20 protein-coding genes and 1 riboswitch are annotated in these 21,388 nt (G+C 45.5%); of the genes, 17 read left to right on the top strand and 3 right to left on the bottom strand.

Annotation, left to right across the window (positions count from 1 at the left end; all coding sequences use genetic code 11):
• Positions 1-68: 68 nt before the first annotated feature.
• Positions 69-212 carry a hypothetical protein gene (locus AC0VYE_RS32335; protein WP_179089742.1) on the bottom strand — a complete coding sequence of 48 codons (144 nt, stop codon included), beginning with the start codon at positions 210-212 and terminating at the stop codon, positions 69-71.
• Between the two features lie 351 nt (positions 213-563).
• Here AC0VYE_RS32335 and ychF point away from each other — a divergent pair, with 351 nt between their 5' ends.
• The 3 genes from ychF to prmC all read left to right on the top strand — a co-directional run bounded on the left by ychF (position 564) and on the right by prmC (position 4,164).
• Positions 564-1,664 (top strand): redox-regulated ATPase YchF, encoded by a 1,101-nt coding sequence (gene ychF / locus AC0VYE_RS32330; RefSeq protein ID WP_076266277.1) that lies wholly within the window; start codon positions 564-566, stop codon positions 1,662-1,664.
• Between the two features lie 239 nt (positions 1,665-1,903).
• Positions 1,904-2,974, top strand: a complete 1,071-nt coding sequence (gene prfA / locus AC0VYE_RS32325) for a peptide chain release factor 1 (protein ID WP_076266276.1) — start codon at positions 1,904-1,906, stop codon at positions 2,972-2,974.
• 239 nt (positions 2,975-3,213) lie between these two features.
• A complete protein-coding gene (gene prmC / locus AC0VYE_RS32320) occupies positions 3,214-4,164 on the top strand; it encodes a peptide chain release factor N(5)-glutamine methyltransferase (protein WP_475444885.1) in 951 nt (316 codons plus the stop codon).
• 736 nt (positions 4,165-4,900) lie between these two features.
• Here the strand turns inward: prmC and AC0VYE_RS32315 are convergent.
• Positions 4,901-5,338, bottom strand: coding sequence for a carboxymuconolactone decarboxylase family protein (locus AC0VYE_RS32315; protein ID WP_339205421.1), 438 nt, complete (start codon positions 5,336-5,338; stop codon positions 4,901-4,903).
• 168 nt (positions 5,339-5,506) lie between these two features.
• Positions 5,507-6,379 carry an RNA polymerase sigma-70 factor gene (locus AC0VYE_RS32310; RefSeq protein WP_475444884.1) on the bottom strand — a complete coding sequence of 291 codons (873 nt, stop codon included), beginning with the start codon at positions 6,377-6,379 and terminating at the stop codon, positions 5,507-5,509.
• A gap of 184 nt (positions 6,380-6,563) precedes the next feature.
• On the opposite strand from AC0VYE_RS32310, the gene spoIIR reads away from it, so the two are divergent.
• From spoIIR to upp, 14 genes are all read left to right on the top strand, one after another.
• Positions 6,564-7,328: a stage II sporulation protein R gene (spoIIR, locus tag AC0VYE_RS32305; protein ID WP_475444882.1), complete on the top strand. Its 765-nt coding sequence runs from the start codon at positions 6,564-6,566 to the stop codon at positions 7,326-7,328.
• A 124-nt stretch (positions 7,329-7,452) separates the two neighbouring features.
• The gene (locus AC0VYE_RS32300) at positions 7,453-8,514 is read left to right on the top strand and encodes an L-threonylcarbamoyladenylate synthase (protein ID WP_475444880.1); all 1,062 of its coding nucleotides are present in this window, start codon (positions 7,453-7,455) and stop codon (positions 8,512-8,514) included.
• Between the two features lie 123 nt (positions 8,515-8,637).
• Positions 8,638-9,198, top strand: coding sequence for a manganese efflux pump MntP (locus tag AC0VYE_RS32295; RefSeq protein ID WP_076266270.1), 561 nt, complete (start codon positions 8,638-8,640; stop codon positions 9,196-9,198).
• Positions 9,199-9,339: 141 nt separating this feature from the next.
• Positions 9,340-9,918 carry a low molecular weight protein arginine phosphatase gene (locus AC0VYE_RS32290; protein WP_475444878.1) on the top strand — a complete coding sequence of 193 codons (579 nt, stop codon included), beginning with the start codon at positions 9,340-9,342 and terminating at the stop codon, positions 9,916-9,918.
• Positions 9,919-10,001: 83 nt separating this feature from the next.
• Positions 10,002-10,082, top strand: a riboswitch (ZMP/ZTP riboswitch).
• A 98-nt stretch (positions 10,083-10,180) separates the two neighbouring features.
• The gene (rpiB, locus tag AC0VYE_RS32285; protein WP_076266268.1) at positions 10,181-10,639 is read left to right on the top strand and encodes a ribose 5-phosphate isomerase B; all 459 of its coding nucleotides are present in this window, start codon (positions 10,181-10,183) and stop codon (positions 10,637-10,639) included.
• A gap of 16 nt (positions 10,640-10,655) precedes the next feature.
• The gene (locus tag AC0VYE_RS32280; protein WP_475444877.1) at positions 10,656-11,261 is read left to right on the top strand and encodes a TIGR01440 family protein; all 606 of its coding nucleotides are present in this window, start codon (positions 10,656-10,658) and stop codon (positions 11,259-11,261) included.
• A gap of 98 nt (positions 11,262-11,359) precedes the next feature.
• On the top strand, positions 11,360-12,607 hold the full coding sequence (locus AC0VYE_RS32275; RefSeq protein ID WP_144376684.1) for a serine hydroxymethyltransferase: 1,248 nt from the start codon (positions 11,360-11,362) through the stop codon (positions 12,605-12,607).
• Between the two features lie 721 nt (positions 12,608-13,328).
• Positions 13,329-15,011 carry a peptide ABC transporter substrate-binding protein gene (locus tag AC0VYE_RS32270; RefSeq protein WP_076266266.1) on the top strand — a complete coding sequence of 561 codons (1,683 nt, stop codon included), beginning with the start codon at positions 13,329-13,331 and terminating at the stop codon, positions 15,009-15,011.
• Positions 15,012-15,145: 134 nt separating this feature from the next.
• On the top strand, positions 15,146-16,081 hold the full coding sequence (locus AC0VYE_RS32265; protein ID WP_076266265.1) for an ABC transporter permease: 936 nt from the start codon (positions 15,146-15,148) through the stop codon (positions 16,079-16,081).
• On the top strand, positions 16,078-17,001 hold the full coding sequence (locus tag AC0VYE_RS32260) for an ABC transporter permease (RefSeq protein ID WP_076266264.1): 924 nt from the start codon (positions 16,078-16,080) through the stop codon (positions 16,999-17,001). Before AC0VYE_RS32265 ends, AC0VYE_RS32260 begins: the two co-directional genes overlap by 4 nt.
• Positions 17,002-17,014: 13 nt before the next feature.
• On the top strand, positions 17,015-18,013 hold the full coding sequence (locus AC0VYE_RS32255; protein ID WP_076266263.1) for an ABC transporter ATP-binding protein: 999 nt from the start codon (positions 17,015-17,017) through the stop codon (positions 18,011-18,013).
• Positions 18,010-18,972, top strand: coding sequence for an ABC transporter ATP-binding protein (locus AC0VYE_RS32250; protein WP_076266262.1), 963 nt, complete (start codon positions 18,010-18,012; stop codon positions 18,970-18,972). Before AC0VYE_RS32255 ends, AC0VYE_RS32250 begins: the two co-directional genes overlap by 4 nt.
• 517 nt (positions 18,973-19,489) lie before the next feature.
• Positions 19,490-20,587, top strand: a complete 1,098-nt coding sequence (locus tag AC0VYE_RS32245; RefSeq protein ID WP_475444874.1) for a glycine-rich domain-containing protein — start codon at positions 19,490-19,492, stop codon at positions 20,585-20,587.
• Positions 20,588-20,755: 168 nt separating this feature from the next.
• Positions 20,756-21,385, top strand: coding sequence for a uracil phosphoribosyltransferase (gene upp / locus AC0VYE_RS32240; protein WP_076266260.1), 630 nt, complete (start codon positions 20,756-20,758; stop codon positions 21,383-21,385).
• Positions 21,386-21,388: the final 3 nt, after the last annotated feature.

The raw sequence follows: 21,388 nt of genomic DNA, 5'->3' as shown, positions 1-21,388 counted from the left end.
ATTCTACAAGTGGATGATACGCTTGCAGAACCCAGGTTTTTTATAGATAAGGGCTCGGAAGTTATCCTTTAATCTGTTTTCTTCTTTTTCGAGGTAAAATTTGTTACAGATTTTGTATCCTCAATGGTATCGTTTACGAATGCCATATCTTGATTTTTGGCTTTCATATTCGTCGTTCCTTTGTAATTACCCTTATGAGTCTGATTTTCCATAAGCTTGCCTCCTCAAATTTTAGGTGCTTGTGTGCACAGCTTAAGCCAGCGCCAACATAGTATTTCCGCAGCGCGGCTTATCATTCTCAGCAGTGACTAACTTGCGGCGAGGCACAAATAAGATACCGTTTAGGGGTATAAAACGGGTTAAAAACAAACGACTGTTCAAATGCAGGGTTTTATAGGTTTTCACAACTTACAATGCTTTTATTGTTCAGAAAACCGTCTTCATTTGCCAAGGAAGCCATCAAATGCCGTTTAGGCTTAACGGATGGCACTTTCAAAGTAGGTGACGCTGGGGTATAATAGCTGGAGTTGTTTACTTTCGGGAAAATAGGGGTGTCTTATAGCATGGCATTGAAAGCAGGAATAGTAGGTTTGCCCAACGTCGGCAAATCAACATTGTTTAACGCAATTACGCAAGCAGGAGCAGAATCTGCCAATTATCCTTTTTGTACAATAGATCCTAACGTTGGTGTTGTTGAAGTACCGGATGAGCGTTTGGACAAGCTGGTTGAGCTCGTTGTTCCTAAGAGCATCGTGCCTACAGCGTTTGAGTTTGTCGATATTGCCGGCTTGGTTGCTGGTGCGAGCAAAGGCGAAGGATTGGGCAATAAGTTTTTGGCGCATATCCGCGAGGTAGACGCCATTGTTCATGTGGTTCGCTGCTTCCAAGATGACAACATTACGCATGTATCTGGCAAGGTAGATCCAATTAGCGATATTCAAACGATTAATTTGGAGCTTATTTTGGCGGATATTGATTCGGTTGATAAAAAGATTGAACGCTCCCGTAAAAACCTTAAGGGCGGAGACAAAAAAGTTGCTCAAGAAATCGAAGTGCTTGAACGCATCAAGGAAGCGTTGTACAACGATAAGCCTGCACGCAGCCTAGAGCTGAGCGATGATGAGAAGCTGCTTGTTCGTGATTTGCATTTGCTGACAATGAAGACGGTTTTGTATGCCGCTAACGTGAGCGAAGACGAGGTTTCAAATTCAGACGGCAATGAGTACGTACAAAAAGTACGCGAATTCGCAGCTGCTGAAGGTGCTGAAGTTGTGCCAATCAGCGCGAAGGTTGAAGCTGAGATTGCTGAGCTTGAAGGCGAAGACAAAGAAATGTTCCTTGAGGAGCTTGGCATGTCGGAGTCGGGCTTGAACCGTTTGATCAGTGCAGCTTACAAACTGCTTGGCCTATACACTTACTTCACAGCAGGTGTACAAGAGGTTCGCGCATGGACGATTCGCAGTGGAACAAAAGCGCCGCAGGCGGCTGGCGTTATTCATACCGATTTCGAACGTGGATTCATTCGTGCTGAGGTTGTTTCCTTTACAGATCTTGCAGCTGCGGGTTCGATGGTAGCGGCTCGTGAGAAGGGACAAGTTCGTCTTGAGGGCAAAGAATATGTCGTTCGTGACGGCGATGTTATCCATTTCCGTTTTAACGTGTAAATATTAGGGGAATAATAGAGCCCTGTAAGTGCAGCTTTGCGCTTACAGGGTTTTGTTGCAATCAGTATTCATGCTGGATGCTCAGTAACCAATGGCGGTTGCCTGGCATATGAAGATTGAGGCGGTTCGTAAAAATGGGCATGATTAGCTGGCTGTAAATCGAAACCAGCAGTCGATAGAAACTCGATGATATGGTATAATGAACATTATCCTAATGGAATAAACAGAGGTGAATGATCGTGTTTGACCGTTTACAAGCACTCGCAGACCGGTATGAGAAGCTGAGTGAGCTATTGTGTGATCCAGATGTATCCAGTGATCCCAAGCGGCTTAGAGAGCTTTCCAAGGAGCAGTCGGATTTACAAGAGGCATATGATGCCTTTACGGAATATAAACAAGTTACCGAGCAGCTGGACGACGCTAAGCTGATGCAAGCTGAGAAACTCGATGACGAAATGCGTGAAATGGTTAAAATGGAAATCGACGAATTGAGCAAACGCCAAGCTGAGCTTGATGAGCAAATTCGTATCGTTCTATTGCCGAAGGACCCTAATGATGACAAGAACGTTATTGTCGAAATTCGTGGTGCGGCTGGTGGAGACGAAGCAGCATTGTTCGCATATGAGTTATATCGTATGTATACAAAGTTTGCTGATGCACAAGGCTGGCGTGTAGAGCTAATGGATTTCAGCGAGAACGACGTTGGCGGATTTAAAGAGGTAATCTTTATGATTACGGGCAAAGGCGCGTACAGCAAGATGAAATTCGAAAGCGGCGCTCATCGCGTACAACGGATTCCAGTAACGGAATCAGGCGGCCGTATTCATACATCAACATCTACGGTAGCTGTTATGCCTGAGGTTGAAGATGTGGAGATTGAAATTTTCGACAAGGATATCCGCGTGGATACGTTCTGCTCCAGTGGAGCGGGCGGTCAATCCGTTAATACGACGAAATCCGCGGTACGTGTATTGCACGTTCCAACCGGCATTATGGCGACTTGCCAAGATGGCAAATCACAGAATGAGAACAAAGCGAAGGCACTTGCTGTGCTTCGTGCACGTATCTCTGATGTTCGCCGTCAAGAAGAAGAAGCAAAGTATGCGGGCGAGCGTAAGAGCAAGGTTGGAACGGGAGATCGCAGCGAACGTATTCGCACATACAATTTCCCGCAAAGCCGTGTAACGGATCACCGTATCGGATTAACGCTTCATAAGCTGGATTCAGTGATGAACGGCGATTTGACAGAGGTTATTTCCTCCCTGACGATTGCAGAGCAAGCTGATCTTATGGAACGTGAAATGGCTTAACAAATTTGCGCTGGGTCGCTGGTTGCTTACAATAAGCAATCAGCGGTCTGGCGTTTTGTTCGGTTTGGGGAAGCGAAAGCGAGGCAAGTGGTTGTGTGGAGCACATAAATAGATCGGACATGGCAGTGAATTATTGTCGAATGTTCTGCTAGCTGTGAGGCAGTAATGGCAATAGATTGGCTATAGTTGCTGCATGAAAGAGAAGGAAGTTACTTTAAAGTGGGAAGGGCGATACAGGGATGAGCAAGCATTCGGAGGAGCAATGGTTTGTTGCGCCATTAACATTGCGGCAAGCTTGCATGCAAGCGACAGCGATTTTGCAATCGGAAGCGGTGGAAGAGCCGCGCAACAATGCAGAGCTTTTGCTCATGCATTTGCTGAATATGGATCGAGCGGCATTGCTGCGTGATGGAAGTGAGTTATTTCCTGCAGAGCGGTTAGCAGAATGGGAAAGCCTCATACGTCGTAAGGCTGCAGGGGAGCCTGTTCAATATATTATTGGTGAGCAATGGTTTTATGGGCGGCCATTTACAGTCTCGCCTGCCGTGCTCATTCCGCGTCCGGAAACAGAGCTGCTCGTCGAGGCTGTGCTTGAGGCAGCTGATCTTATTTGGCCCCCTGGGCTGATTGCAGGGGATTTGCAGCCGCCGACTATTGTCGACGTCGGCACAGGCAGCGGCGCCATCGCCGTGACGCTAGCTTCGCAGCGTCACGCATGGCGCGTATGCGCGTCCGATCTATCGCCGGACGCGCTGGCAGTCGCCCGCACGAACGCGATCCGCCATGAGACGGCGGATCGGTTGACATTCGTGCAGGGCGACCTGCTCATGCCATTTGTACATGGGCATGAGCAGGGTGAACTGCAGCACGGCGAGCTTCGCATCGACGTGCTTGTATCTAATCCGCCGTATATACCGGCGGCGGATATGTTAGAGCTGCAGCGCGAAGTTCGCGACTATGAGCCGCATCTCGCGCTGGAAGGCGGGCCGGACGGGTTGATCCCGTACCGGCGTATGCTGGAGCAGCTTCCGCTGCTCGCGCAGATGCCTCGCATCGTCGCATTCGAGCTCGGCATGGGCCAGCCTCGCATCGTTGCAGACATGATGCGCGAAATGTCGCAATGGGACGACATTCGAATCATCAGTGACTACGCTGGAATCGAGCGGCATGTCATTGCAACGAGGAGTTAACTTCGCTTGCAGCAAAAGAGGCTTCCCCAAAAGTAGATTTATCTACTTCGGGAAAGCCTCTATTTCATTTCAAGCAGCGGCCTGACTGGGCTCAGCAAAATAAATCTATTTCCTAGATTTATTTTCGCTCGAACACATCATTTAGCGCGTTTTTGTATGCGATGCGCAAAAATAAGCCTACATTCTAGCTCTATTTTCGAGAAAAGGGTTCCTTTGACGGAAATAAGCCTGTTTTTAAGTCTTATTTTCACTGGAACGCACCATTTACCGCTTTTTTGTATGTGACGCGCAAAAATAAGCCTACATTCTAGCTCTATTTTCGAGAAAAGGGTTCCTTTGACGGAAATAAGCCTGTTTTTAAGTCTTATTTTCACTGGAACGCACCATTTACCGCTTTTTTGTATGTGACGCGCAAACATAAGCCTAAATTCTAGCTCTATTTTCGAGAAAACGGCTCCTTTGACGAAAATAAGCCTACTTTTTAGTCTTATTTTCGCTCGAAAGCATCATTTACCGCTTTTTTGTAGCTCATGAGCAGAATAAGCCTAAATTCTAGTTCTATTTTCGATAAAAGGGTTCCTTTGACGGAAATAAGCCTATATTTTAGTCTTATTTTCACTGGAACACATAATTTAGTGCTTTTTTATAGCTCATGAGCAAACATAAGCCTAAATTCTAGATCCATTTCCGCTGTAACCCACCACTTACCGCTATTTTCCGATTTAGCCGCTCACACTTATTCCGGCATCATACCGGTGCTTATCGCAAGACGGTTCCACCCGTTGATCGTAATAATAGCCATAATAATCTCGCCGACTTGTTTGCTCTCGAAATACCGGGCAACTTCTTCATATACCGCATCGGGCACATGTTCCTTCGTAATGACTGTGACAGCCTCCGTCAAAGCGAGTACCGCTCGCTCCTCCTTCGTAAAGTAAGGCGTATCGCGCCAAGCGCTCAATGCATAAATCCGCTGCTCAGTCTCGCCCAAGCTTCTAGCGTCCTTCGTGTGCATATTAATGCAGAAAGCACAGCCATTTATTTGCGATGCGCGAATTTTAATCAATTCTAGCAGCTGCTTGTCGATGCTCGTAGTGCCTAGGTATTTTTCCAATCCGCTCATTGCCTGATATGCAGCAGGTATTTCTTTAGCTATTTGGACTCTTTCTGTCATGTTCCTCATTCTCCTCTATGTTCTAATTATTTGCTTTCATCCTCTAAGACAAAACACAGTTAACGGTTGTGACAGAAGGTTAAAAAATTTTTTTTATTCGTTCTTGTTTAGTCGTCCTTATTTAGTCATCCTGTGTTCACTATTGGCGGTTCGTAAATTTTCAGTTTGTCATTCGATCCGAACATGCTTCAGCTTATCAGGGTTCAACATGACATAAATCCGCTCAACCTTCTGCCCTTCCTCATCGAGCCGAAAGCTGATAACGCTTCTTGGCACACCGGCTTGCTTAACGATGACGCCAGCTTGTCCGTTCACCTCAGCGAATTGATGGCCATCTCCCAAGAAGGTCTTCGGAATAACACCCTTCAAAAAGGCAATGACTCTTTCTCTGCTAATGATAGCGAAAATAGCTGCACGTACCTTGCCTCCTCCATCGGAGACAAGAATCGCTTCTTCGGACAAAAGAGAAATCAATTTCTCGAAATTTCCGGAGGAAGCTGCTTCCATGAAGGCAACAGCGAGGGTTTCGGCTTTATCCGTGTTTATGGGTAGCATCGATCTATCTTCCTGAAGCTTCTCTTTGGCTCGGCTGTATATTTTACGACAGTTTGCTGTTGTTTTATGTAAGCAGGAAGCAATATCCTCATAATCGTATTGAAGTGATTCTCTCAAAATAAACACTGCCCGTTCAACGGCTGTAAGCTGCTCAAGCATGACAAGCAGCGCGTAGGAAATCTCTTCATGCTCCGCAAAAATTTCAGCAGGGTCTTGTTTTACGGTGCTGACGTCTGGTTCGGGCAACCACTGTCCAACATATACTTCTTTTCTTTTGCGCGCGGATTGGCTGAGATTGATCGAGCGGTTAGTGAGCATCCGAACGAGATAGGCCTTCTCATTTTTAATTTCACTCGGGTCCAAAAGGCTGTAGTCTGCAAACACATCCTGGACCAAATCCTCGGCCTCGCTGAATGTGCCAAGCATCCGATAAGCAATGGAATGGAGCAGCGGTCGATACGCTGCATAAGTTTTTTGGAAATCCATTCTTCATCCATCCTTCTCATTTATTGAAAATATTATAACTTGCTAGAAGAGCGTCTGCGATAAGATAAAAAATAGATAGATTGATAGGTTTATATATTAAGCATAGCGGACATAATGACGGATAGATACGTTCCGGAACGCAAGCAGACGCACTGACGGGTGCGACGAGAGGAGCTTGTGTTATATGTCCAGCCATTATTCTATTCATTCCTATTCCAATATTTCTAAATCCGCTCAATCTAATTCGGGTAAGGCTAATAAATTTGTTTATCGCAAATCATATGGTTTTATTATTTTTGCACTTATCATTTTAATTATGAGCTGGGAAGCTCAGCAAATGGATGCTTCGGTTGCAGGCGGAGAAATTCCGCAGGAAGCCATTCGCCTTCGTATTTTAGCCAATTCCGATACTCCTGCTGATCAAGTCGTGAAACGTCTTGTCCGGGATGAAATCGTTAAAGCGATGAATAGCTGGGTGACGGGACCTCAGACGATTGAGGAAGCACGTCAGACGATTATCGCCAATATGCCTGAAATTGAACGCATTACAGCGGAAGTGCTAAAGAGCCGCGGCTTTGAATATAGCTCATCCGCAGAGCTTGGAATGGTACCTTTCCCAACAAAAATGTACGGAAATCAAGTTTACCCCGCTGGCGACTATGAAGCCCTTCGTATTACACTTGGCGAAGGCGGCGGACAAAATTGGTGGTGCGTATTGTTCCCGCCGTTATGTTTTATCGACGCTGTAAGCGGTGAAGCATCAGCAGCAGCTGGAGCAGATACAGAGCAAGCGTCAGTAGTGAAATCGGATACTGCAGCGACTAAGACAGCTTCCTTAGCAGCAGCTCCAGTAGATACTCCTTCCCAAGGCGAAGCGCCGGAAGCAAAATTTTTTATTTGGGAAATGATCGAGTCTTTTATCAATTGGATTAAATCACTGTTTTCATAAGAAACGACAGCTGCACCTTTGAATGTAAAGGTGCAGCTGTCGTTTCTGCTTGTTTGCGGGTGCTTATGCTATAATAACGAATGAATGAACAATTTCAATTAAGAGCAAGGATTGAAGGATAGAGATGACTAAAACAAATGTATGGCGCGTAAAGAAGGCTCATGATTCTCAGCTGCGGGAACAATTATCGGAAGCTGCCAGCCAATTAAGAGAAGGCGGAATTATTGCATTCCCTACAGAGACGGTTTATGGGCTTGGCGCGGATGCTCGCAGCTCAGCGGCTGTTGAACGGATATTCACCGCAAAGGGACGTCCATCGGACAACCCTCTCATTGTGCATATTGCGGGTCGCAAGCAGTTAGATGAGCTGGTACTGCCGTATTCTGAGCTGGCTTCATCGTTGATGGAACAGTTTTGGCCAGGACCACTTACCATTGTACTGCCCGTTCGTGAGGATGCGTTATCGCCGCTCGTAACGGCAGGACTGTCTACCGTTGGTATTCGAATACCGGATCATAGAACAGCGCTTGCGCTGCTTGAGATCGCAGATTGTCCAATTGCTGCACCAAGCGCCAATCGTTCTGGAAGGCCAAGCCCAACACTTGCTGAGCATGTGCTGGAGGATTTGGATGGGCGGATCGATGGTCTTGTTGATGACGGCGCAACAGGCGTTGGCCTGGAATCTACTGTAATTGAGCTTGCTGGCGAGCATGGCATTCGAATTTTACGGCCAGGCGGCATTACGCGCGAAGCGCTTCAAGAAGCGGCACCCCATGCGTTGATTGATAGTGCCTCGATAGAAGAACCGGAGTCGGCTCCGCGATCACCAGGCATGAAATATACTCATTATGCGCCACAAGGGGAGCTTGAGCTTGTGCAAGGCCATTTTGAAGCTGTTGCAGCGTACATTCGAGATCAAGTAGAAGCTGCAAAGAAGCGCGGCGAGGTAACTGGCGTACTTGCTTTCGAAGAGAGATTGAATCGCTATGATGCAGATCATGTTTTCTCATTAGGCAGCGAGGCGGAGCTTGGCACAGCAGCGCACCAGCTTTATGCGGCATTGCGAGATTTTGACGGGGCAGGCGCTCAGCGTATTTGGGCAGAGGGCTGCACGGAGCATGGGATCGGCGCAGCGCTGATGAATCGGTTGGCCAAAGCGGCTGGAAACCGAATTATTCGTGTATAGAAAGTACTCCAAGGGGAACGATCATTTTTGAAACAAAATTAGCTTGAAACCGCACTAGTATGTTTGTCCTCATGTCCGCATATGTTTGGTAAAGACTACAAGCGGACATGGGGGAGATAGGCTGTGATTGAAGCACAATTACAAGCTGGACAGTTTTTGACGCTGCTTATTATTGCGGTGGCACTCAGTCTAGACGCATTTTCTCTTGGGCTCGGCATTGGGCTCAAAGGCATAAGGCTGCGAGATATTTTGAAGCTGGGCATTGTAACTGCGTTGTTTCATATGATCATGCCGCTGGCAGGTATTTTTACAGGTCAATACGTGGGCTCCTTGCTTGGAGATGTAGCCACGACTGCGGCAGGCATTTTGCTAGTGCTGCTCGGTGGACATATGATTTATAGCTCGCTGCGAGGCGAGGCGGTTCAATCTTTTGACCATAAATCTTTTTGGGGCTTGCTCGTGCTTTCGCTTAGCGTCAGTATCGATTCGTTCTCAGTAGGCATTACGCTTGGGATGTTCGCTGCAAACATGTTGATGACGGTTTTACTTATCGGTCTGCTCGGCGGGCTGATGTCGATATGTGGTTTAATGCTGGGGCGTAAAGTCAGCGGTCAGCTTGGCGAATATGGCGAGGCTATAGGCGGAGGAATTTTGTTCGTGTTCGGCATCTTGTTTATCTTTTAGAAAATAAGTAAGAAAGCAGAACAATATTGCAGTCTTATTTTAAATTTCAAGTCAAAGCTGCTTTAACATCTAAGGAACGCTGCAGGTGTTTTCGCTTAATCGTTGAACAGCTTGGAATAATGTGCAAAAGGAGTTGGCAGTGTGAAACGTATTTTATTTGTATGTACAGGCAATACATGCCGCTCACCGATGGCAGAGGCTATGCTTCGCCGAATGGCTGCTCTAAGAGGGATCACTGTAGCTGTTCGCTCCGCAGGCATATCTACAATTGACGGACTGCCCGTGTCAGCTCATGCGGTGGAGATGCTTAGGCAGCGGGACATCGAGCACAAGAGCACGTCGCTGGCGCTGACGAGCGAGGCGGTTGGTTGGGCTGATATTATTTTGACAATGACGGTCAATCATAAGCGTGGTTTGCTACAATGGCATCCCGAAGCGGTCGACAAAATCTATACGTTAAAGGAATATGCCAATCAAGACGCTCAAGTGCTCGCGGATATTGAGGAGCTGGAGCAGCTTTATACAGAGCTTCATATGAAGCAGGCGCTTGGCCAACAGCTGACGACTGGCGAGAGAAGACGATTGCTTGAGCTGGAGCGTCGTATACCAAGCTTTGACATCGTTGATCCTTTCGGAGGCTCGCTTGCTATATACAGCAGCAGTGCTAACGAAATAGAGGACGCGCTCGTCAAGCTGCTGGACAAGCTTGCCAAAAGATAAGCATTTAGGGTTGCGGAAGTCATTTTTGCTCCCATTCGATTGATTTTTGCAGCTGTATAAGATATAATAAAATGACAATATACGGTTTCCGATGTAACTGGCGACGGAAGTGGGTAACCACGGTGGAGCATCGGAATATACGGCCGGTCGCCTGGGCAAAGAGCAGCATGCTAATAAGCATGTCTTGCTCTTTTTTCGTCTTTTTGGGCAAAAATAGGTATACTAGCACTGTGATGTTTCATTTCTAAGGAGGTCTTTTGCGTTGAAAATTGCTATTGGTGCTGACCATGCAGGTTATCGTTTGAAGGATGAAGTTGTACCGTTTCTTCAATCGCTTGGTCATGAAATTGAAGATCTTGGTTGCAACTGTGACCAATCCGTCGATTATCCGGACTATGCATTGCCCGTATGCGACCTTGTTACGAGCGGCAAAGCAGAGCGCGGTATACTCATTTGTGGAACAGGTATCGGTATGTCGATTGCGGCTAATAAAGTACGCGGCATCCGCTGTGCGCTTGTGAATGATATGTTCTCAGCCAAAGCAACTCGGGAGCATAATGATACTAATGTTTTGGCACTTGGGGAACGAGTAATCGGTCCTGGAGTGGCACTCGAAATTATTCGCATATGGCTTGAAACGCCGTTCTCAAATGGAGAACGTCATGTCGGTCGTGTTAGTAAAGTGAAACAAATTGAAGAACAGTACAGCAGCCAGTCCTAATTAGGGGGCATTCGCAATGAACGTAGACGAAAACGTACAGCTAGGAAGCATTGCAGAACAGGTTGAGCAAATTGTTCGGGAACTGGCAGCGGCAGGCAGGCTTGGTATGAGTCAGCTGCTAGTAATCGGTGTAAGTACTAGTGAGGTGCTTGGTCATCGCATTGGCACTTCGGGAACCATTGAAACGGCTGCACAAATTTACGCAGGCGTTGAAGCGGTTCGCAGCGAAGTTGGCTTTATTCCCGTTTATCAATGCTGTGAGCATCTAAATCGAGCGCTTGTCATTGATCAAGCTTCCGCAGAACGATTGGGGCTTGATATTGTAGGTGCAGTGCCAGTGCCTAAAGCGGGCGGATCCATGGCAGCCTATGCCTATCGTCAGCTGAAGGAGCCTTGTTTGGTGGAAACGGTGCAGGCGCATGCGGGCATCGATATTGGTGATACGTTTATCGGTATGCATTTGAAGCGGGTGGCTGTTCCCGTTCGTCCGACGATTCGTGAAATTGGCGGAGCGCATGTCACGATGGCTATCACAAGGCCAAAGTTAATAGGCGGCTCCCGAGCGGTATACGAGCTTAGCGAGAATATAACGGCGGAGCAATCTGCTGGAACTTGCGAATAGTTGATTTATAGCCATAATTTTTTGATTTTCAGCGTCTAAAGGACACCGAAGACGTTTTTGCTTGATAAAGGGCATCTAATTTGAGGAGGAATTTAATCATGGAAAATTTGCGCAAACAAGACCCAGAAGTATTGAAAGCTCTAGGACTAGAACTTACTCGTCAACGTGACAATATCGAGCTTATCGCATCCGAGAACATCGTTAGCGAAGCGGTATTGGAAGCTATGGGAAGCGTTTTGACGAACAAATATGCAGAAGGTTACCCAAGCAAACGTTTCTATGGCGGTTGTGAGCATGTTGACATCGTTGAGGATATTGCCCGCAACCGTGCGAAAGAGCTTTTTGGCGCTGAGCATGCGAACGTTCAACCACACTCCGGCGCACAAGCGAACATGGCTGTTTACCTTGCAGCTTTGCAGCCTGGCGACACTGTGCTTGGTATGAATCTAGCACATGGCGGACATTTGACACACGGCAGCCCTGTTAATGCATCTGGATTGCTTTATAACTTTGTTGCATATGGCGTACAAGAAGATTCCTTCACTATTGATTATGAAGAAGTTCGCAAGCTTGCTTTCAAGCACCGTCCTCGTTTGATCGTTGCTGGCGCTAGTGCATATCCGCGCACAATCGATTTCGAGAAGCTTGGCAAAATTGCTAATGATGTAGGCGCATTGTTTATGGTTGATATGGCTCACATCGCTGGTTTGGTTGCTGCAGGCCTTCACCCGAGCCCAGTGCCTCATGCGCATTTTGTAACAACTACAACGCACAAAACCCTTCGCGGACCTCGCGGCGGTATGATCCTTTGTCGTCAACCTTGGGCTGCTGCGATTGATAAAGCGGTTTTCCCAGGCTCGCAAGGCGGTCCTTTGATGCATATTATCGCTGCAAAAGCAGTAGCTTTCGGCGAGGCGCTTCAACCTGAATTCAAGCAATACGCAACACAAGTTGTTAAGAACGCTAAAGTTCTTTCGGAAGAGCTTGTTGCAAAAGGCTTTAATATCGTATCTGGCGGAACAGACAATCACTTGATGCTGCTCGACACGCGCAACCTGAACATTACAGGCAAAGTAGCAGAACATGTGCTTGATGAAGTAGGCATTACGGTTAACAAAAATGCCATTCCGTTTGATCCAACAAGCCCGTTTGTAACATCGGGTATTCGTATTGGTACACCTGCAGCGACAGCTCGCGGCATGGAAGAGAACGCAATGAAGGTTATTGCTGAGGTTATTGCACTTGTGCTTAACAACCCTCAAGATCAAGAGGTGCTCTCCAAAGCGCGCGGCATGGTTCGTGATCTTACAGCACAATTCCCGCTTTACCCTGGCATGACTTACTAATCTTAAATATATTATTAATTAAAAAAAGACCTATTTGTGCATATGCATGAATAGGTCTTTTTTTGATTATATGCCGTGCATAAATAATTTATCTAAAAAAAATAATACAGTTAGAAGCTACGTGGAATAAATGAGCAAACGTCAATATTGAAATGAAAAAACGTTCATTTTGCACAACCGAAAAATAATAATTAAATATAATGGTCGTTATTATTTATGTTATAGTATAAGTACGAGAAAACACGTTATATATTTGTGGAATATATATGTATTTTAAAACAATATGGAAATATAAAGGATTTTCAATTTAATCTGTATTTTTAAGTATTAGTGCTATTTTTGTAAATAAATGACTGTAAAAATATTAAAGTGAAATATTATTAAAATAATTAACTGAATAAACGCTGTACAGCATTAACGCAACAGAATAATTAATTGAATAAACGCGTTAATGTGTTAAAGAACAGTGTATAAAAGTAATTATAAACAAAAATTTACAGCTTACATATTCTTGATAAATAATTAACATGGTTGTATAGTGAAATTTATTATTATATTTAAACTCATTGTTTAAATGGGGAAAATGTTTAGCATTGCTCAAGAGGATACGTATATTTGCATTGGACAAGCTAGAAGAAGATGCAAACGTTTGTGTACAAAGTGAGTAAGTTGGACGATTTTGCCATGTTGAACTGAGCAGAAAAAAAACGGGAGGATTACAATGAGAACAAGAAAGTCTGCTTTATCATTTATTGCTGCTTTACTCATTCTTGCTATTGTCGCTGTTGGTTGTACGCCTAAAGAAGAAACAGGCAACAACGGTGCTACGAACGGCGCAACAAACGGCGCTACAAATGGAGGAGCATCCGAAGCGAAAGTTTTCAGAATGAACATTCACTCTGAGCCTTCGACACTTGACCCGGCACTTATGGAAGACAACGTATCAGGTACACTTGCAACTGGTATCTACGAGGGTCTAACTCGTAAAAACGAGAATGGTGAATCCATTCCTGCAACAGCTGAAAGCTGGGTAAAATCAGAAGACGGCAAAACCTACACATTTAAAATCCGCAAAGACGCAAAATGGAGTAACGGCGACCCTGTTACTGCAAATGACTACGAATTCTCTTGGAAGCGCGCGCTTGATCCAGCTGTAGGTTCAACTTACGCGTACCAATTCTACTACATCGTTGGCGCACAAGATTATAACGAAGGCAAAACGACAAACACAGACGCTGTGGGTATCAAAGCTCTTGATGCTCAAACGCTTGAAGTTAAACTCGTTTCACCTACACCATACTTCTTGAGCCTTACATCATTCTATGTTTACAACCCTGTTCATCCTTCTGTGAAGGACAACGAGGCTTGGGCTGCTGATGCTAAAACAATCATCGGTAACGGTCCTTTCAAAATGAGCGAATGGCAGCACAATACTTCCATTAAGCTTGTTCCTAACGAAAACTACTACGATAAAGCACAAGTGAAATTTGCAGGCGTTGACTTCACAATGATCGCTGAATCTGCAACTGAACTTGCTAACTACGAAACAGGCAAACTTGATTACACTGGTAAACCAACTGGTGAAATCCCAGCTGAGCAAATTCCGGTTCTAAAAGAATCTAAAAAAGACGAGATCGTTACTAAAGGTATCGCTAGCTCGTACTACTACCAATTCAACACAGAAGAAGTTCCTTTCAACAACGTAAAAGTACGTAAAGCACTTGCAATGGCGATTGATCGTCAAGCAATCGTTGAGAGCGTAACAATGGCCGGCGAAGTTCCTTCGTTTGGTTTTGTACCACCAGGCATCATCGGTTTGAAAGAAGATTACCGTAACGAAGTAAAAGATGATTTCTTCACTGAAAATGTTGATGAAGCAAAAACATTGCTTGCTGAAGGTCTAGCTGAGCTTAAGCTTGCTAAGTTCCCTAAAGTAACATTGACGTTCAACACAAGCGACGGCCACAAGAAAATTGCTGAAGCAATCGTTGAAATGTGGCGTCAAAACCTTGGTATCGAAGTTGGTATCGAGAACCAAGAGTTTGCTGTTCTATTGAAAAACCGTACTGCAATGAACTATCAAATCGCTCGTGCAGGTTGGGGAGCTGACTACAACGATCCAATGACTTACTTGGATATGTTCGTAACTGGCGGCGGTCAAAATAATACTGGTTTTGCTTCACCTGAATACGACGCTTTGATCAAAAAAGCGAATGCAAGCGGAGATCAAGCTGAACGTATTGCGGCTATGACTGAGGCGGAAAAAATTCTTATGGAATACATGCCGATCATGCCAATTTACTACTACAGCAACGTTTACATGCTTAAACCTGGATTCAAGAACATCTTCTTGGACTACAAAGGGGACATCGACTACACAAGAGGTTTCTACGAAGCGAAATAGTCGTCCTTCCAGCACCTGAAGCTAGGGATATATGCGGGGTGTCCGCATATATCCCTTTCTTGTTGACAGATTCAGGCTTTATCACTTTTTAGCATTACTTCTTGTTTATATTCTGTAAGGAGGTGTCCATTGCGTTGATAAAATATGTATCCAAGAAGTTTCTGTCCATGTTTGTCTCGTTGTTTGTTCTTGCGTCCGCTACGTTCTTTCTTATGAAAATTATCCCGGGCGATCCCTTCATTAGGGAGAAGGCTATTCCTGAGAAAATAAGGGAGCACCTCTTGCAAATGTACGGCCTTGATCAGCCGGTATGGAAACAATATTTGATGTATTTGAACAATTTGCTTCATGGCGACTTAGGGATGTCAATGAAGCAGCAATATATGTCCGTTACTCGCATTATTAAAGAAAGCTTTATTTACTCTGCGCAAATCGGCCTTTTTGCCGTTATTGTGTCGCTAGCGTTAGGTTTGATTCTGGGCATCGTTGCAGCTCTTAATCATCGTAAATTTTTGGATAGCTTCACGATTGTTATTGCAGTGCTTGGGGTATCGATTCCTAACTTTTTGGCAGCATCAATTTTACAGTTCGTCCTAGGCAGCAAGCTGCGTTGGCTGAATGTATCGGGACTTAACGATCCTACAGATTTTATTATGCCTGTTCTTGCGCTTTCGTTTCTTCCAGCTGCATTTATCGCGCGTCTGACGCGCTCAACGATGCTAGAAGTACTATCCGCTGATTACATTAAGACCGCTCGTGCTAAAGGTCTCAGCGGCCGCATTATTTTGGTTCGTCATGCTCTACGCAATGCTATTTTGCCAGTAGTAACTTATATCGGACCGATGACCGCTAACATTATTACCGGTTCTGTCGTTGTCGAACAAATTTTTGGTATAGGTGGAATTGGGAAATATTTTGTACAAAGTATTACTAACCGCGACTATACGCTCATAATGGGGCTTACTTTATTTTATGGAATTATCCTGATGGTTGCGCGTTTCTTGACTGACGTTGCTTATGGCTTTGTCGATCCGCGTATCAAGCTAACAAGAGGAGGCGGAAAAGGATGAAGGATAAGACCTTTACGCCGGATCAATTCGCGAAGCTGAACAAAGATGAGAAGCACACGGAAGTAGTTGTTCGTGAGAGCATCTCGGCATGGAAAGATGCTTGGCTGCGTCTGCGTTCCAACAAAATAGCGATGTTCAGCTTAATTGTGCTGCTTATCGTCTCCCTTATGGCGATTTTTGGCCCGATCATATCAGAGCAGGATTTTCAAACGAATCACTTGAAGGAAAAGAACCTGAATCCTAACGGTACCTATTGGTTTGGTACAGACGATCTTGGGCGGGATCTCTTCACCCGTACTTGGATGGGGGCAGGGATATCTCTGCAGGTTGGTATATATGCTGCACTCGCAGACTTGGTTCTTGGTGTAATTATCGGTGGAATTATGGGTTACTTCGGCGGTCGTGTCGATGAGATATTGAACCGTTTCTGTGAAGTTCTATACTCCATTCCAAGCATGCTTATTATCATTCTTTTGATTGTCATATTAGAGCCGAGCATGTTCACGATCGTGCTTGCGCTTAGTATAACCGGTTGGATCAGTATGGCTTGGATTGTGCGCGGCCAGATCATGCAGCTCAAAAATCAAGAATACGTTATGGCTGCTCAAGCGCTTGGCGCAAGCACTCCACGTATTCTATTCAGACATCTTATTCCTAACGCAATGGGTCCGATTATCGTAACGTTGACGCTTACTGTTCCAAGTGCGATCTTCGCAGAGGCATTCCTCAGCTTCTTGGGACTAGGTGTTCAATCCCCGGCTGCGTCTTTGGGTACGATGATAAATGATGCAATTAAAGCATGGACACTGTATCCTTGGAGAATGATTTTCCCAGCAGCAGTTATAAGCGTTACGATGCTTTGCTTTAATATTTTTGGCGATGGTCTGAGAGATGCGCTTGATCCGAAAATGAAGAAGTAGGAGGTGGTCAATGATGGAGAAATTACTTGAAGTAAAAGACCTTCGTGTTAATTTCAAAGTTCGAGGCGGTATCGTTAAAGCGGTTCGCGGTGTGAATTTTCACGTCAACAAAGGCGAGGCAGTAGCCATCGTTGGGGAGTCCGGTTGCGGCAAAAGTGTAACTGCACAATCGCTCATGCGTTTGATTCCATCGCCTCCGGCCGATACTAAAGGATCGATTATGTTTAAAGGCCAAGAAATTTTGAAAATGTCCAATAATCAAATGGAGGACATTCGTGGTAAAGAGATGGGGATGATCTTTCAGGATCCAATGACCTCTCTTAACCCTACGCTAACGATTGGCCGTCAAATTACAGAGGGACTAATTAAGCATCAAGGAATAAGCGGTGCAAAAGCGACTGCGCGCGCGGTTGAGATGCTTGATCTTGTAGGTATTCCGAACCCTGCTTCGCGAGTTAATCAGTATCCGCATCAGTTCTCTGGAGGCATGCGTCAACGGGCAATGATTGCTATCGCGCTTGCATGCAACCCATCGCTTCTTATTGCGGATGAGCCAACAACGGCACTAGACGTTACAATTCAAGCGCAAATTATGCGAGTCATGAAGGACTTGCAGCAAAAGCTTGGCACTTCTATTATTCTTATTACGCATGATTTAGGCGTTGTAGCAGATATGTGTGATCGCGTTATCGTTATGTATGCAGGCAAGGTTGTGGAAACCGGTACGAAATGGGAGATTTTCAAAAACCCTAAGCATCCTTATACAAGAGGTTTGCTGCGCTCCCTTCCTCGTCTTGACCAGAAGAAGGAAGAGCCGTTGGTACCGATTTACGGTATGCCGCCGGATTTGATTAAGCCGCCGACGGGCTGCAGCTTCTGTGCTCGCTGTGATGAAGCCATGCGGGTTTGCGTGGACAATGATCCCGAATTGCTCCCAGTGGATGGCAATGAGAATCATGAGTCGGCATGCTGGCTAGCACATCCTTATGCAAATCGGGAGGTGTCAGTATGAGTGCGCCATTAATTGAAATTAATAATTTGCGTAAATCGTTTAATTTAGGCGGAGGAGCGACGCTCCACGCTGTTAATGATATATCTTTCTCCATCAAAAAAGGAGAAACGGTCGGCGTAGTTGGTGAGTCCGGCTGCGGAAAATCAACAGCTGGTCGTACTATTATGCGGCTGTATGAACCAACTAGCGGCGGTGTTAACTTCGACGGGCAAGATATTTATAAGTTGAAGGGCCCTAAGCTAAAAGAGCTTCGCCGTGATATGCAAATGATATTCCAAGATCCTTACGCATCATTAAACCCGCGTATGACGGTTATGGACATCATCGGAGAAGCGCTTGATATTCACAAGCTTGTTGCAAGCAAGAAAGAGCGCAAGCACAGAGTTGAGAACCTGCTGGATGTCGTAGGTCTTAATCCAGACCACGCTACAAGGTATCCGCATGAATTCTCTGGCGGTCAAAGACAGCGTATTGGTATTGCACGCGCGCTTGCCGTTGATCCGCGCTTCATCATTGCAGATGAGCCGATCTCAGCGCTCGACGTATCTATCCAAGCGCAAGTTGTTAACTTGATGATGGATCTGCAGCGCAAGATGGGTTTAACTTACTTGTTTATCGCGCATGATTTGTCCATGGTTAAGCATATAAGCGATCGTGTAGCGGTTATGTATCTTGGTAAAATCGTAGAGCTTGCAGAGAGCAGCGAGCTGTATGCGAGCCCTGCTCACCCTTATACTAGGGCTCTGCTTTCGGCTATTCCGATTCCAGACCCGGAAATTGAAGCGACTCGTGAGCGTATTGTATTGACTGGCGATTTGCCTAGCCCAATCAATCCGCCTACAGGCTGCCAGTTCCATACGCGTTGTCCGATTGCGACAAACAAATGCAAGGTGGATGAGCCAGCTCTGCTTGAAGTGAGAAAAGGGCATTTTGCTGCTTGTCACTACGCGTCAGTTTAATCATTATCAATTATCTAGCATAAAGCTAGTTGTGAATAAGTTTTTGAAAAAAGATGGAGCAAGGATGATTCCTGCTTCATCTTTTTTTGTTTTTAGTAGGTTGTGCACAAAAATGTTGATAATATGTGGACAATTGTGGATAACTTATATCAAAAATGTGGATAGTTTATCATTCAAGCGTTTTTTCAATAAATAAATAATTATTTTTATACTGATTGTGGATAGAAGTTTACATGTTGAATTCAAGGCTCACTATATAAGTTTGAAGAGAGCGGCTTCGGAGTATACAAGTGCAAGGAGCAGGTTCGTAGAGCGATTGTACTGGACACTGCGGGGTTAACAGAGGGGAAGCTCTCCCGTATGATGAAGCAGACATACAGGGCAATACAGCGCTGTATAAAGGCTTCTATTCAGAAGAGAGCCTCGATTTTATGTGTGACCTTCATTATCCTGATGACCCGTGCGATTAGGAGATGTGTTAATATATGGGTAAGACGAACCGACGTGGGAGGAAGAGATGGGGAGTTTAGTGATTATTCCAATTATATTTGTGATAGTACTGATTATCATCGTCGTATTTGCAATTTCGAAATCCTCAAAATTTATCGCACAATCAGGCGGCAGAGGCAGAGAATATGCTGGTCGTACCAATGCGTTTACACCTTGGCCAAATGCCGAGCTGCCGACTGCACTTGGCGTGCCGTATGGGCACCCTGCGAGAACCGCGGCGGAACGCTTGGAGTCGGCGCTAGGTATCGATTTTGAGAGCCGAGTGAAGGACAGGGTATTAAAGGAATTCCCCAAAATATCAGATAAAGAATGGAATTGGACCTGGTTTGAGTTGAAGCGATATTTTCTTATGTGCGGCATCATGCGCAGTGTTCCTATGTATAGCAAGCAGGTTGATGCGGTATGGCATGAAATGCTTATGTTCACGAGGGAGTATGAACAATTTTGCATGAAATTCTCAGGTGCAATGATTCATCATGCGCCTCATGCGCCAGGTGCGCAGCCGCTCCCGGGAGAAAGAGCCATGTTCGACTGGGCTTATGGCGAGCTGTTTGGACAGGCGCCGGTTAGCGGCAGAATATGGGGAGCTTTTTACCGAACGCAAATGTCGGAGCAACGGCTGGAGGAGCTTGCTGGCTGGAGTACAGAAGAGCTGCGCAAGCAATGGTTTAACGTGAGTACGACAGAGAGACATTATGATTTGAAAGCGACAGCTAACTACATGATAGATAGAGCCAAATCGCAGCTTTTGGCTGCTGGAAAGGGCAAAGCGCCTTACGGGAAAGAGCCTAGCTCCGCGAGCAGCTATGGGTATGATCCTGTTTTAGGAGCAACCGGCCTATTGTCAAGCCTTCTCATTTATAATTCAATATCACACCCGAATGATTTTGCCCAGCAGATGGATCAAGCTCAAAATGAAGAGGAACGTAAAGCGAATGGAAGCGGCGATTCCACTTATGCTTGCAGCGGCTCATCCGATGATGGAAGAGATGACCATTCGTGTGCAAGTGACGGCGGAGATAGCGGATCAGGCGGGGATTCCTCCTGCGGGAGCGGTGGAGACGGCGGCGGATCATCCTGCGGCGGCGGAGGCTGCAGCAGTTAAAAGGAATATACTTACAGCGGCCTGTGACTCCTATTTTTGGAATCACTGGCCTTTATTTGCGAAAACACAAAACTCGAGATGCAAGGGCTTGTTTACAATGCTATAATATACGGGATTGTGTGAAGACTACTATACAATAACAACAACAAACGGGAGGAATACCGCTCCATGAGCAAAGTAATTATTTGCGACCATCCGTTAATTCAGCATAAGCTGACTTTTATTCGGAATAAAGAAACGAATACAAAAGATTTTCGGGAATTGGTTGATGAAGTTGCAACATTGATGTCTTACGAAATTACGAGAGAAATACCGCTTGATACGATTAAGGTGCAGACGCCTGTAGCCGAGACGGATTCGAAGGTTGTATCCGGAAGAATGCTTGGGCTTGTGCCTATTTTGCGCGCTGGTCTTGGGATGGTTGACGGTATATTGAAGCTGATTCCATCGGCAAAGGTAGGGCATATCGGTCTAGCGAGAGATCATGAAACGCTCCAGCCTAAAGAGTATTACATTAATTTGCCTACAGATGCACCGAATCGTCTGCTTATTGTTATCGATCCGATGCTTGCTACGGGCGGCTCTGCTATCGCAGCGATCAATTCACTGAAAAATCATAATTGCGATCAAATTAAATTAATGTGTCTTATTGCTGCTCCGGAGGGCGTGAAGGCTGTTCAAGAAGCGCATCCTGATGTCGATATTTATATCGCCGCACTCGATGAGCGTCTGGATGAAAGAGGCTACATCATCCCTGGTCTAGGCGATGCTGGAGACCGCATGTTCGGAACAAATTAGCAC

The organism is Pristimantibacillus sp. Z349TD_6, from assembly GCF_056173205.1.
Note: the sequence above shows the minus strand (reverse complement) of the source record. Positions and strands in the feature narration are given on the sequence as shown.